The organism is Bacillus sp. (in: firmicutes) (assembly GCF_031983925.1).
Classification (GTDB): domain Bacteria; phylum Bacillota; class Bacilli; order Bacillales; family Bacillaceae_G; genus Bacillus_A; species Bacillus_A pacificus.
The window spans coordinates 252,218-266,202 of the sequence record NZ_DALYZR010000002.1 but is presented as its reverse complement, the minus strand read 5'-3'; the positions used below and the strand labels follow the sequence as shown (position 1 = coordinate 266,202).

General features: G+C 37.0%; 13 protein-coding genes. 10 read left to right on the top strand and 3 right to left on the bottom strand.

Features of this window, described 5'->3' with window-relative positions; all coding sequences use genetic code 11:
• Positions 1–56: 56 nt before the first annotated feature.
• Positions 57–1,139, bottom strand: a complete 1,083-nt coding sequence (locus tag RTP99_RS07515) for a chitinase (protein ID WP_000932465.1) — start codon at positions 1,137–1,139, stop codon at positions 57–59.
• A 373-nt stretch (positions 1,140–1,512) separates the two neighbouring features.
• Here RTP99_RS07515 and gabP point away from each other — a divergent pair, with 373 nt between their 5' ends.
• From gabP to entD, 8 genes are all read left to right on the top strand, one after another.
• A complete protein-coding gene (gene gabP, locus RTP99_RS07510) occupies positions 1,513–2,907 on the top strand; it encodes a GABA permease (protein ID WP_000414399.1) in 1,395 nt (464 codons plus the stop codon).
• A gap of 133 nt (positions 2,908–3,040) precedes the next feature.
• Positions 3,041–3,379: a hypothetical protein gene (locus RTP99_RS07505; RefSeq protein WP_116733334.1), complete on the top strand. Its 339-nt coding sequence runs from the start codon at positions 3,041–3,043 to the stop codon at positions 3,377–3,379.
• A 318-nt stretch (positions 3,380–3,697) separates the two neighbouring features.
• Positions 3,698–4,240: a DUF420 domain-containing protein gene (locus tag RTP99_RS07500; RefSeq protein ID WP_000228316.1), complete on the top strand. Its 543-nt coding sequence runs from the start codon at positions 3,698–3,700 to the stop codon at positions 4,238–4,240.
• 116 nt (positions 4,241–4,356) lie between these two features.
• Positions 4,357–5,520 carry an iron-containing alcohol dehydrogenase gene (locus RTP99_RS07495; protein WP_001179079.1) on the top strand — a complete coding sequence of 388 codons (1,164 nt, stop codon included), beginning with the start codon at positions 4,357–4,359 and terminating at the stop codon, positions 5,518–5,520.
• Between the two features lie 158 nt (positions 5,521–5,678).
• Positions 5,679–6,431: a DeoR/GlpR family DNA-binding transcription regulator gene (locus tag RTP99_RS07490; protein WP_000957276.1), complete on the top strand. Its 753-nt coding sequence runs from the start codon at positions 5,679–5,681 to the stop codon at positions 6,429–6,431.
• Positions 6,428–7,339 (top strand): 1-phosphofructokinase, encoded by a 912-nt coding sequence (gene pfkB / locus RTP99_RS07485; protein WP_000640847.1) that lies wholly within the window; start codon positions 6,428–6,430, stop codon positions 7,337–7,339. Before RTP99_RS07490 ends, pfkB begins: the two co-directional genes overlap by 4 nt.
• 13 nt (positions 7,340–7,352) lie before the next feature.
• Positions 7,353–9,209 (top strand): PTS fructose transporter subunit IIABC, encoded by a 1,857-nt coding sequence (locus RTP99_RS07480; RefSeq protein ID WP_000704642.1) that lies wholly within the window; start codon positions 7,353–7,355, stop codon positions 9,207–9,209.
• A gap of 348 nt (positions 9,210–9,557) precedes the next feature.
• Positions 9,558–10,490 (top strand): cell wall-binding protein EntD, encoded by a 933-nt coding sequence (entD, locus tag RTP99_RS07475; RefSeq protein ID WP_000734632.1) that lies wholly within the window; start codon positions 9,558–9,560, stop codon positions 10,488–10,490.
• 62 nt (positions 10,491–10,552) lie between these two features.
• Here the strand turns inward: entD and RTP99_RS07470 are convergent, their stop codons facing one another.
• Complete coding sequence (locus tag RTP99_RS07470; protein ID WP_000814415.1) at positions 10,553–10,798, bottom strand: hypothetical protein; 246 nt, start codon at positions 10,796–10,798, stop codon at positions 10,553–10,555.
• 181 nt (positions 10,799–10,979) lie between these two features.
• On the opposite strand from RTP99_RS07470, the gene miaA reads away from it, so the two are divergent.
• Both miaA and hfq read left to right on the top strand, forming a co-directional pair.
• Positions 10,980–11,933, top strand: coding sequence for a tRNA (adenosine(37)-N6)-dimethylallyltransferase MiaA (gene miaA, locus RTP99_RS07465; protein WP_000504947.1), 954 nt, complete (start codon positions 10,980–10,982; stop codon positions 11,931–11,933).
• Between the two features lie 21 nt (positions 11,934–11,954).
• Entirely contained in the window at positions 11,955–12,179 is a 225-nt protein-coding gene (hfq, locus tag RTP99_RS07460; RefSeq protein WP_000813896.1) for an RNA chaperone Hfq, read from the top strand.
• Positions 12,180–12,259: 80 nt separating this feature from the next.
• Here hfq and RTP99_RS07455 read toward each other — a convergent pair whose 3' ends face one another.
• Positions 12,260–13,885 carry a Gly-Xaa-Xaa repeat protein gene (locus RTP99_RS07455; RefSeq protein ID WP_312365047.1) on the bottom strand — a complete coding sequence of 542 codons (1,626 nt, stop codon included), beginning with the start codon at positions 13,883–13,885 and terminating at the stop codon, positions 12,260–12,262.
• Positions 13,886–13,985: the final 100 nt, after the last annotated feature.

Sequence of the window (13,985 nt, the reverse complement as noted above, 5' to 3'; positions counted from 1 at the left end):
ATTGATGGTAAATAAAAAACAACAATAGGTCACATAAAACCTATTGTTGTTTTTTATTATTTTTGCAAGGAAATCGCATCAAAATATGTTCTATAGTTATTAGAGAATTCAAAGTTGTGTTTTGCATCCCAATTAATAGACCAAGACATTAGGCCGCGGAATGCAGGATAGCCACTCTCATTTGAAAGTTTATACTTTCCTCCGAAAGGAATTCCCTTAATGATATAATCTAAAGCTTTTTTCATTTCAGTTGGAGAAATATACCCACCACTTGGAGCGGCCGCTGGTGCTGCAGGAAGTCCAATCATGACTTGATCCGAACGAAGAGCTGGGAACATGTTATTTGCATTACCACCTACAGGAAAACCATGTAAGAGCATATCTGCCATAGCGACCTCGTAGTCTGCAGTACCTTGATTGTAGTTATTACCGTCCATTCCAATGCCACTGCCAGCGTTGTAGTGTTGAACGTGAATGTATGTTAGTTTATCTTTCACTCCGTAAATAATCGGTAAATATGCGCCCCAGATGCTTCCGTATGCGCTATAACCGCCTTGAACATAAGCTGTTTCAGGAGCCATGCTTAATAGAAAGTCGGGACCGTAATGATCTGAGATTGTTCGAATAGCCGAAATAAGATTTACGATTTGAGGAGTAGTTGGGTTTTTGAAATTAGTGTCATTACCGTTTAAGTAAATACCTGATTCAAGGTCAATATCTATTCCATCAAAACCGTATTTATCGATTAGAGATTGTATGGAATTAATGAAACGTTGCTTAGCAGCATTGTCAGGAAGTAAAACGACCCCATTTTGTCCACCTATTGAAAGAACTACTTTCTTTCCTTTACTTTTTAAATAAGAAATATCTGATTTGAATTCTGCATCTGTACCATACACAGGAGAAAATTCAACAGTAGAACGATCACCACCAGTTTCCCCAAAAGATACATTGATTACATCCCATTTTGGTGAAACGTCTCTTAATTTAATAATGCCAGTACCGTTATCAAAGTTATGCCAGTATCCAACGAGTAGTTTTGATCCTAAATTGTTTGCTGCTTGTGCTTGAAAGGGGGATAGTGGTAACAGTAAAAAAATTACTAACGTACAACAAATGAATTTGAACTTGTTTAACATATCAACACTCCTATACAAAAAGTTGTCTAGATGTATAATCTTGTTTATTTAATAATATCTGAAAATTCATTCTTTTGTAAGGTAACTATAATTTTCTCAACAATTGTATATGGGAAATTGTTAAACTTAATGAAATAATTTTTATAGGAGCTTGCATTACAATTGTTAAATTCAGAATATTTTGATATATTTTAAAGTGTAGGCCAAGGTTTTTCACATAATACTCTTACATAAAGTTGAACCAATCGGGCATTTACGGGGAGTAGATTCCCACCTAACTTCTTTGCTTCCCCTGAATTTTGAGGTGGGGGTCTTACTGCCCGTTAATGCGGGGCAAATTTCAAAATTACGTTTGGAAGGGGATGTACAAGAGTTGGAAAAAAATCTTAAGAAAGACCTCAAAATACGCCATATTACAATGATTTCAATTGGTGGCGTAATAGGAGCTGGTTTGTTTGTTGGAAGTGGGGCGGTTGTACATTCAGCCGGACCAGGTTCTATCATTTCATATGCATTAGCAGGACTTCTAGTTATTTTCGTTATGAGAATGCTTGGAGAAATGGCAGCTATTAACCCGACAAGTGGGTCATTTGCAACATATGCAAGAGAAGCAATTGGTCCATGGGCCGGTTATACAATTGGGTGGCTATATTGGTTTTTCTGGGTAATTGTTATTGCAATAGAAGCCACAGCAGGTGCTGGTATTATTCAATACTGGATTCCAGAAATCCCACTTTGGTTATTAAGCCTAATATTAACGATTTTATTAACATTGACGAATGTTTTTTCGGTGAAATCATTTGGAGAGTTTGAATATTGGTTTTCTTTTATTAAAGTAATAAGTATCGTTTTGTTCCTTTGTCTTGGACTAGCTGTTATTTTAGGATTTGTACCAGGAACGGAAGCACCTGGCACTTCGAATTTAGTAGGACAAGGAGGATTTATGCCAAACGGTATAAGTTCGGTGCTACTTGGAATTACTGTCGTTATATTTTCATTTATGGGATCTGAGATTGTTGCAGTAGCTGCTGGAGAATCTGCTGAACCTGTAAAAGCAGTAAAAACAGCAACAAATAGTGTAATTTGGCGTATTCTCGTATTTTTCATTGGATCGATTGCTGTAGTTGTTACACTTCTTCCATGGAATTCAGCGAACATACTAAAAAGTCCGTTTGTAGCGGTACTGGAACATATAGGGGTACCAGCGGCAGCACAAATTATGAATTTTATCGTTTTAACAGCTGTACTTTCTTGTTTAAATTCTGGTTTATATACGAACTCAAGAATGCTTTTTTCGATGGCAGAAAGAGGAGATGCTCCAAAGGCGTTTTTGAAATTGAACAATAGTGGTGTTCCAGTTCGGGCAGTTTTATTCGGAACGTTCTTCGCTTATATTGGAGTTGTTTTTAGTTATATATCTCCAGATAAAGTCTTTTTATTTTTAGTGAATGCATCTGGCGGGATTGCGTTGCTCGTTTATCTCGTTATAGCTGTTTCGCATTTAAAGATCCGTAAAAAAATGGGGAAAGTAGAACAACAAAATTTGAAAGTGAAAATGTGGTTTTTCCCGTATGTAACGTATGTTACAATTGCCGCTATTATAGCAGTTTTAGTTGCGATGCTTGCAATTGAATCTTTACGTTCACAAGCACTTTTGACGATGCTTGTTACTGTTCTTATAATACTTTCTTATTTTATTTTTAATAGAAATAAAAATAGTACAGTATCGAATACTACAAGTAAGAATGAGGAATCTGTTCGATTCTAATTTCTTGTTTTCGAAGAGATTTACACCCAATCATTGCTATAAAAGAATCATATATAATCATAGAAATGAGTAATTACTATTGTCATAGTGAATATAAACTTTTTTCTTGACTTTTTATACGAAGGCGAGCAGAATGGTAAAAAAGGAAGGGGGGATGACGATGGAAGATTACGTATTAGAGCTGTATAACCTGCTATATACGACAGAATGGCAAGATATTGTTTCGTTTCTAGGAATCGTATTTTGTATGAAAATAGTAATTGTATATATGGAAGAGCAAGGTATGTTCTATTCCTTCTCATCCCCGTTCGATATGCAACGCGAGCCGTTGCTAAACTATGCCAATGTGAATTACGAACAATTTCCTTTTGTTATTTTCTTTATGATTCGATTTATTACAGCAATTGTAAAGAAAAAGGAAAGTGACGATGAAGAGTGCCACTCAACTTGTAATATAGCGAATGTTTTTTAAGCTAAATACAAGGAGGAGATTTATATGTGGTTTCGATTTCTTATGATTGGTTTCTTTTCATTAACAGCAATTTCTTTAATGGGATATCAAGTGTCTGAAATTTTTCAAGCATATAGCGATACATTTTTTAACAAAAACTAATCGCATTGCTATTTGAATAATAAAGCGATAAAATCCTTCTTAAGAAGTTTTATTAAGAAGGGTTTTTTTCTTTGTTTTGTCTTGCTGTGTCAAACTATTGTCACATTTACACTGTGAATAGTATGTTAAAATAGTGAGGTTACGTATACATATTTGAAGGAAGAGGGAGTGACCATTTTGGTGGATCAATCAACAAATCAGAAAAGCTATGCTCCTATTGTGATAACGCTTTCTGTAATTGTAAATGCGATTATTTTATTTTTGTTCTTTGGACCTGTTGGCTATGAAGGAGAAGTACATTTTGATGTAACGATTTTACCAATGTTAAACGCAATTTTTAATAGCTTTACGTTCGTATTCTTATTAGCAGCGCTATACTCTATTATTAAGAAGAATGTGAAAATGCACCGTGGTTTCATCCTGGCAGCATTTACGACGACGTTGCTATTTTGTGTTTCTTATTTATCGTATCATTACTTAGCGCCGGCAACACATTTTGGCGGAGAAGGGTTTATTAAATATGTGTATTTCATCATTTTAATTACACATATTATCCTGGCAGCAATTATTGTACCGCTTGCATTGTTTGCACTTGTATTTGGTTTTACAAATCAATTAACACGTCATCGTAAAATTGTACGTTGGACGATGCCGATTTGGTTATATGTAAGTTTATCTGGTGTTATTGTTTACTTAATGATCTCACCTTATTATCAATAAAAAATCTCAGCCTATAGGCTGGGATTTTTTTGTTAGGCAAATATTTTTGTGAAATGAAAAAAATATGGTATACAAAAGTATAGTTACTTTTCATATAGAAGGGATGGTAAAGGGATATGCAAAATTTTGTATTTCGTAATCCAACGAAACTTATTTTCGGTAAAGGGCAATTAGAACAGTTGAAAACTGAAATTCCACAGTTCGGTAAAAAAGTTCTTCTCGTATACGGGGGAGGTAGTATTAAAAGAAACGGTATTTATGATAATGTAATTTCTATTTTAAAAGATATAAATGCAGAAGTGTTTGAATTGACAGGCGTTGAACCGAATCCACGTGTATCAACTGTAAAGAAAGGAATTCAAATTTGTAAAGATAACGGTGTTGAATTTATTTTAGCAGTTGGTGGAGGAAGTGTAATTGACTGTACGAAGGCAATTGCTGCTGGTAGTAAGTACGATGGAGATGTGTGGGATATTGTAACGAAAAAAGCTTTTGCTAGTGAGGCATTACCATTTGGTACTGTACTTACGCTTGCAGCAACAGGATCTGAAATGAATGCTGGTTCTGTCATTACAAACTGGGAAACGAATGAAAAATATGGTTGGGGTAGTCCAGTTACTTTCCCGCAATTTTCAATTTTAGATCCCGTTCATACTGCGTCTGTACCGAGGGATCAAACAATTTACGGTATGGTAGATATTATGTCGCACGTATTAGAGCAATATTTCCACCACGGAACAAATACAGAATTACAAGATCGTTATTGTGAGTCTGTTTTAAAAACAGTAATTGAAACTGCCCCTAAGCTTTTAAGTGATTTAGAAAGTTATGAGCATAGAGAAACTATTTTATACTGCGGTACTATGGCGCTAAACGGTATTTTAGCGATGGGAGTAAAAGGAGACTGGGCAACACACAATATTGAGCACGCAGTTTCTGCGGTTCATGATATACCACACGGAGGTGGCCTTGCGATTTTATTCCCGAACTGGATGAAACATGTTGTAGATGAAAATGTAAGTCGTTTTAAACAATTCGCTATTCGTGTATTCGATGTAGAAACAGATGGAAAGACTGATCGAGAAATTGCGTTAGAAGGAATTGAGGCGTTACGTCAATTTTGGACTTCAATTGAGGCACCAGTAACGTTATCTGATTATGCTATTGGAGAAAATGAAATTGATGTAATGGCGGATAAAGCGATGGCTTATGGCGAATTTGGTAACTTTAAAAAATTAAATAAAGACGATGTTTTAAGCATATATAAAGCTTCCCTATAAGTGAAGCGAGTAAAGGAACCCATTTGATATAACAATCCAATGGGTTTCTTTTTTGTTGTTTATAACTGTTTGTGACTGATTTTGATTATTTGTGAATGTTTATGGTTGATTTTTGTGGTCGTTTTCATTATACTGTAATCAAAGAAGAGGTGAATGAAATGTTAACTCCTGAACGTCATCAAATGATATTGCAACTTGTAAAAGAGCAGAAGGTTGTTAAATTACAACAATTAGTGGAAAGAACAGAAAGCTCTGAATCAACAATTCGTCGTGACTTAGCACAATTGGAAAAGCAAAGGTTATTAAAAAGAGTTCATGGTGGTGCGGCTGTTTTAACGGGAAAAGGACAGGAGCCAACGATGGTTGAAAAATCATCCAAAAACATTCAAATAAAACAACAAATTGCGAAGTATGCGGCTAACGTTGTGGAACAAGGTGATTGTATTTATTTAGATGCAGGAAGTACAACATTTGAAATGATTCCATTTTTAATAAATAAAGATGTTACCGTTGTTACGAATGGACTTATGCATATTGAAGCTTTAGTTGAAAATAATATTCGTGCATATTTACTAGGCGGAATGATGAAGAGTAGGACGAAAGCTTTAATCGGTGCAATGGCGCAGGAAAGTATGCAGAAGTATCGTTTTGATAAATGTTTTTTAGGAGCGAATGGTGTACATGAACAGCTTGGTTTTACAACACCAGATCCAGAAGAGGCACTTTTAAAGCAAATGGCATTAACATTAGCAAATGAAGGATATTTCTTAATAGATGAAAGTAAGTTTTCGGAAGTTGCGTTTGCGAAAATTGCCAATGTGGAAGAGGCAAATATTATTACAAACCATTTAGAAATTGATTTAGAAAAATATAAAAGACAAACCAATGTAATTGAGGCTGATAAACAATGATCTATACAGTAACTTTAAATCCATCTATTGATTATGTAGTACAAGTTAATTCCTTAGATTTAGGCGCAGTAAATCGAGCGGAGAAAGATATGAAGTTTCCTGGAGGAAAAGGAATTAATGTTTCTCGCGTTCTTCATCGTTTAGGTGTTGAAAATGTAGCGCTTGGATTTACTGGTGGATTTACCGGTCGATTTATTAAAGATGTATTACAGACAGAAGGTGTAATAACAAACTTCATCCAAGTAAGCGAAGATACTCGAATTAACGTGAAAATAAAAGGACGAGAAGAGACAGAATTAAATGGACAAGGTCCTAGTGTGACTAAGGAACAATTTGAACAATTAATGAAACAAATTGAAAGTATGGAGCAGGGAGATTGTGTTGTACTAGCTGGAAGTGTACCAGCGTCTATCCCAACTACTTTTTATGAATCAATCGCAGCGTTCGGAGCTGAAAAAGGCATTCGTGTAGTAGTAGATGCAAGTGGTAGTGCCTTGCAGCATGTAGTTAAAAATAAACCATTTTTAATAAAGCCTAATCATCATGAACTTGGTGAGTTATTCGGAGTAGAGATTTCCACAGTAGAAGATGTTTTACCATATGGAAGAAAATTAGTTGAACAAGGTGTAGAGCATGTTATCGTATCAATGGCTGGAGATGGGGCTTTATTATTTACGGCAGAAGGTATATATGAAGCAACTATTCCAAAAGGTGTTGTAATTAATTCGGTTGGGGCTGGAGATTCTCTCGTTGCGGGATTTGTAGGAAGATATGAACAGACAAAAGATATTGAAAAGGCATTTCAATATGGCGTTGCAACAGGGAGTGCAACAGCATTTTCAGCCGATTTATGTGAAAAGGAAAAAGTAGAAGAATTATTGTCGCAAGTAATTGTAACTAAGCGATAGGGGGAAGCAACATATGAAAATTACAGAACTATTAAAAAGGGATACAGTTATTATGAATTTGACAGCTTCAAATAAAGAAGCTGTCATAGATGAGTTAGTTGAGAAATTAAACGGGGCAAATCGTTTAAATAGCAAAGCTGAATTTAAAGAAGCTATTTTAAAGCGGGAGTCACAAAGTACAACCGGCATTGGTGAAGGGATTGCTATACCTCATGCGAAAACAAAAGCTGTTAAGCAACCAGCGATTTGTTTTGGTAGAAGTGTAAGCGGTATCAACTATGAATCGCTTGACGGACAACCTGCGCATTTATTCTTTATGATTGCTGCGAGTGAAGGGGCGAATAATACGCATTTAGAAACGTTATCACGCCTATCTACACTATTAATGGATGAAGGGTTTCGTAAGCAATTGTTAGAAACGAAGGATGAAGAAGAACTTCTTCGTTTATTTGATGAAAAAGAAAATGAAAAAGAAGAAGAGGTTGAAGTTGCAAAACCAGAAGGGAATGAACCGTACGTATTAGCTGTTACAGCTTGCCCGACTGGAATCGCTCACACATATATGGCTGCAGATAGCTTGAAAGCAAAAGCAGAAGAGCTAGGAATTGCAATTAAAGTTGAAACGAACGGATCAACAGGTATAAAAAACGGTTTAACGAAAGAGGATATTGAACGCGCAACGGCTATAATTGTTGCGGCAGATAAACAAGTAGAAATGAACCGTTTTGCTGGGAAACATGTTATTCAAGTGCCAGTCGCTGATGGGATTAGAAAAACGGAGACGCTTCTTAATCGGGCTGTAAAACAAGATGCACCAATCTTTAAAGGTGTAAAAGAGGATGGAAAGGTAGAAAATACGGAGAAAGAAAAAGGATTAGGAATTTATAAGCATTTAATGAACGGCGTAAGTAATATGCTTCCATTCGTTGTTGGTGGCGGGATTTTAATTGCGCTAGCGTTTTCGTTTGGTGGTATAAAAGCAGAAGGTCCTTTAGCTGAATTGTTCATGTCTATTGGAGGAGGGGGAACAGGGGCATTTCTATTCCTTGTACCAATTTTAGCAGGATTTATTGCTAGTTCTATTGCTGATCGTCCTGGTTTTATGCCTGGTGTTGTCGGAGGATTTTTAGCGGCACATGCGAATGCTGGATTTTTAGGTGGATTAATTGCTGGTTTCTTAGCCGGATATGTTGTTTTAGGATTGAAAAAATTATTTTCAGGGTTACCAGTACAGTTAGAAGGAATTAAGCCTGTTTTGTTATATCCAGTCTTTGGATTATTGATTACAGGAGTTGTTATGCAAAAAGTAGTAATTCCGCCTGTAGTAGCATTGAATGAAATGTTAACAGGATGGTTAAATGGTTTGAACGGTACAAATGCTATATTACTAGGTCTTATTTTAGGTGCGATGATGGCAATTGATATGGGTGGTCCAATTAATAAAGCAGCATTTACGTTTGGTATTGCTGCGATAGAAGCGAAGAACTTTGGGGTGCATTCAGCGGTTATGGCCGGTGGTATGGTGCCACCGCTTGCAATTGCGTTAGCAACTACCTTCTTTAAATCGAAGTTTACAGAAGCGGAACGTAAGTCTGGTTTAACAAATTATATTATGGGGGCATCGTTTATTACAGAAGGTGCGATTCCATTTGCAGCAGCAGATCCGGTTCGGGTAATTGTCAGTTGTGTTGTCGGTTCAAGTATTGCAGGTGCATTATCAATGTTATTCCAAATTACATTACCAGCACCGCATGGTGGATTGTTTGTTATCGCTTTAGTAAATAAACCAGTGTTATATATTTTCTCGATATTGATAGGGGCAGTTGTTTCTGCTCTTATGATGGGAATTTGGAAAAAGAAAGTTAAATAATACGTGTAAAGGGAGTAGCTTTTATTAGCTGCTCCTTTTTATTACAAAAAAGGAGGTTAATAATTGGAGAATGATGAATTTTGGTAAAAGATGTAATGAAATATGATTTTTTTGTAACAAAAAAGTAATACTGTAATTTTTTCTGGAAAAAAATTCTGGTGCTTGTATGTGGAAAATATATGAAAACTATTGAAGATTCTATTAGAAATGGGGTTCATTAATATGGAAATTTATGTTACAACTCATTAATCGCATATTACGAATGGTTTGTAATTGTGTGATTTCGAAAAATACTAAAAATCTGTTGCTATACTAAAAATACGAAAACAAAGCAAATGGAGGCTATTCATGAAAAAATTATTAGGTATAGCAACGGCGGCAGTTTTTGGTCTTGGGATTTTTGCAGGTTCTGCGAAAGCAGAAACGATTGTAACAACAGACGTATTAAATGTTAGAGAAAACCCAACTGTAGAGTCTAAGCTTGTAGGTAAAATGTTAAGTGGAAATAAATTAGATGTTGTAAATACAGAAAACGGATGGACAAAAATTAAATTAAATGGTCAAGAAGCGTTTGTAAGTGCTGAATTTACAAAAAGTACATATTATGTGACGGCGGGTGTGTTAAATGTTCGCGCTGGAGCGAATACTGACTCAGAAATTCTTGGTAAACTGAATAAAAATGATGTAATTGAAACGACAAATCAAGTTCAAAATGAATGGTTGCAATTTGACTATAATGGAAAAACAGGATATGTTCATGTGCCATTTTTAACAGGAACGGCACCAGTGATTGAAAAGAAAGAAGTTGCAACGAAAGAAGAAGCGCCGGAAAGAGTAAATACGCCGGTTAAAAGTAATAAAGTAGTTAAGGGTAAAGAATCTGTTAAGAATGTAGAATCAAGTAAACCTGTGGCAAAACAGCAGTCAACTACGAAACAAGTTGCGAAATCTAATGAAACAAGTGCACCGGCTGGTGGACGTGAAATAACGGTAGAAGCGACAGCATATACAGCAGATCCGAGTGAGAATGGTTCGTATGGTGGTCGTGTATTAACTGCAATGGGGCATGATTTAACAGCGAATCCAAATATGAAAGTAATTGCTGTTGATCCTAAAGTAATTCCACTTGGATCAAAAGTATGGGTAGAAGGATATGGAGAAGCGATTGCTGGAGATACTGGTGGGGCAATTAAAGGAAATCGTATTGATGTTTTAGTTGGCTCAGATGGTAGTGCGAATAGCTGGGGGCGCAAATCTGTAAAAGTGAAAGTGATAGAGTAGTGTATATGTATTAATATAAAAGGCGGTTGCTTGAAAGTATGTAAGCAACCGCCTTTTATGGATTATTGAAAAGGGTAAATAGTTTTACCTGTAATAATTTTATATGCACTGCAAAATTGGTTTTGTATATACTCTGTATCTTTATTTTCTAGATGTAATGTTGTTTCTTGGAGAGCAGAATGAAAAGAACGTAGTAAACAATTTAAGGCAAAGTATAATTCTTCTTGTGAACAATTGTGTTCTTTTGTAGCAGTAGCTAAAATGAGGTCTTTTGTCAAAGATGAAAAATTGATAGTGGATTGTTTCATAGTTAACTCATCCTCTCGAAGGTATTTTTAATCATGTATATGCGGAATTGGACAAACTATGTTCTTTTTTATTTATAATTTCATGTACCGTAATGAAAGAACTTGCAATCATGCCGTTAAAATTGGTAAGATTGGATATAATCAATAGATGGAGTACATTACATAAAGAGAGTTGAATGATATGGGAGAAGTGCAACGTGAAAAAGTTGCTGTCATCATTGGACCAACTGCTGTTGGGAAGACGAAGTTAAGTATTGATCTTGCCAAAGCGTTAAATGGTGAAATTATAAGTGGAGATTCCATGCAGATTTATCGTACGATGGATATTGGAACCGCAAAGGTGACGAAAGAAGAGATGGACGGAATTCCACATTATATGGTTGATATAAAAAATCCGGAAGAATCATTTTCGGTTGCCGAATTTCAAGAACGTGTTCGTAAGCATATTCGCGAGATTACAGAGCGTGGTAAATTGCCGATTATCGTTGGTGGAACTGGTCTGTATATACAATCTGTTTTATTCGATTATCAGTTTACGGATGATGCTGGTGATGTTATATACCGAGAACACATGGAAAAGTTAGCATTAGAACGTGGTGTGGAATATGTACATAAGAAATTACAGGAAGTAGACCCAGAAAGCGCTGAGCGTATTCATGCAAATAATGTACGCCGTGTCATTAGGGCGTTAGAAATTTTCCACACGACGGGTGAAAAAATGAGTGATCAACTTGAAAAACAAGAAAACGAGTTATTATACGATGTTTCCTTAATTGGCTTGACAATGGATCGTGAAATGCTATACGATCGCATTAACTTACGAGTTGATATAATGATGGACCAAGGTTTATTAGAAGAAGTAGAAGGGTTGTATAATCGAGGGATACGAGATTGTCAATCTATTCAAGCGATTGGGTATAAAGAGATATATGATTATTTTGAGGATCGTGTCTCTTTAGAAGAAGCGGTATCACAATTAAAGACGAATTCACGTCGTTATGCAAAACGTCAATTAACGTGGTTCCGTAATAAGATGGATGTCACATGGTTTGATGTTACAGACGGTGAAAAAACGTCAGAAATTTTACGATACATAGAAGGAAAGCTACAACTAAAGTCGAATAATAGTAAGTAGAGAAAAAGAGGAGGATTCGACATGAAGCAATCAATCAATATTCAAGATCAGTTTTTAAATCAACTCCGTAAAGAGAATACGTTTGTTACGCTGTACTTATTAAATGGTTTCCAGCTTCGTGGGTTAATTAAAGGATTTGATAATTTTACAGTCCTACTGGAAACAGAAGGTAAGCAACAGCTTATTTATAAACATGCAATTTCTACATTCGTACCACAAAAAAATGTTTCAATTGAATTAGAGTAGTAATAAATTATTGTACATAACAAAAAAAGAGCGAGTTTCTCGCTCTTTTTTTATTTGCCATAAACAATAAATAGTGAAATTTAAGCGATTCTAAATACAGTTAGACGAATGTTAGTGTTTCCTGTTGCAGGGATCGTAATCTCGTTAAGAGTAGATTGGACAGAAATGTTTGCTCCTGCAGCTAATGTTTCGATTGTAGTAAATGAAAGTGAGTCGCCTATTAAATTTGAAGAGAAGTTGTCAGTTGCAACTGCTCCATTTATTGAAATTCCTACTCCGAGTGGCGCACATCCTGGTGCAGTTGTAGAGATGGATACGCTAATTACATAAATACCACCGTTGATAACTGTAACTGTGTCTGTGCCATTAAAGATAATATTATTTACGTTAATTGCAGTACTGAAGATAAAGTTATTAAATTGTAGTACTGTTTGTTGAATGTTGTTTGTTACAACAATTGTTGCTATAGGGAAGCTAGGTCCAGTAGGCCCAGTAGGTCCTGTAACTCCTATACCAGTAGCGCCCGTTGGCCCTTGAACACCTTGAGGTCCAGTAGCCCCAGTAGCCCCCGCCGGTCCTTGAGCACCTTGAGGTCCAGTGGCCCCAGTAGCACCTGTATTACCTTGAGGTCCCTGAGGTCCAGTAGGTCCAGGAGGCCCACCAGAAGGTCCAGTAGGTCCGGTAACTCCTATACCAGTAGCGCCCGTTGGCCCTTGAATACCTTGAGGTCCAGTGGCACCAGTAGCGCCGGTAGCGCCCGTGTTCCCTTGAGGCCCTTGAGGTCCAGTGGCACCAGTAGCGCCCGTGTTGCCTTGAGGCCCTTGAGGTCCAGTGGCACCGGTAGCCCCCGTGTTACCTTGAATACCTTGAGGTCCAGTGGCACCGGTAGCACCAGTAGCACCCGTGTTACCTCGAGGTCCGGTAGCGCCGGTAGCGCCCGTATTACCTTGAGGTCCGGTAGCGCCCGTAGCACCCGTGTTACCTCGAGGTCCGGTAGCGCCGGTAGCGCCTGTGTTACCTTGAGGTCCGGTAGCGCCGGTAGCGCCCGTGTTACCTTGAGGTCCGGTAGCGCCGGTAGCGCCGGTAGCGCCCGTGTTACCTCGAGGTCCAGTGGCACCAGTAGCGCCCGTGTTACCTTGAGGTCCGGTAGCGCCGGTAGCGCCTGTGTTACCTCGAGGTCCAGTGGCACCGGTAGCGCCCGTAGCACCTGCTGGCCCAGTAGGTCCAGTAGGTCCTTGAATGAATGAAGCAGAATTAACTAGAGCGGTTTGTAATGCTGCGATTAATTTAAGAAGCTCTTGAAGTGTGCAAGGGTCAATTCGGAATAGTTTTGTAATGGATAGTAAAAAATTAATTAGATTTTGAAGCTCGATAAATACAGCGCTTGCTACGAAAGTTGGATTTTTTAATATAGTTATTAAGTTTTTAATAATAGCTAACCCTTGTGCTTTCAGGGAGGAAGTAGCATCTAGTGAACAAATAAATTTACTTAGTAGGTTCAATGTATCAATTAGATCTTCAATATTTTGGGGAGATGGATTTGCGAAAAGTTTTGGGATTATTTTTGTTAAATCGATAATGATTGCGCGGAATGTTCTAAGTTGTGCTTTAGTAACTGGGATTGATGGAGTATTTGGAATTCGTCCAGCGCTACTTGGAAAGCATGGTTTGGAGAATTTGTTCTGACTGTCGTTATAATGAGACATTAAATCTCTCCTTTCTCATGAGGATATGAACGAAACTCATCATAGTAGATGCAAAAATTAGTTAAATGGTCATAGTAAAATCGTTTGTTTGAAGAAAAAA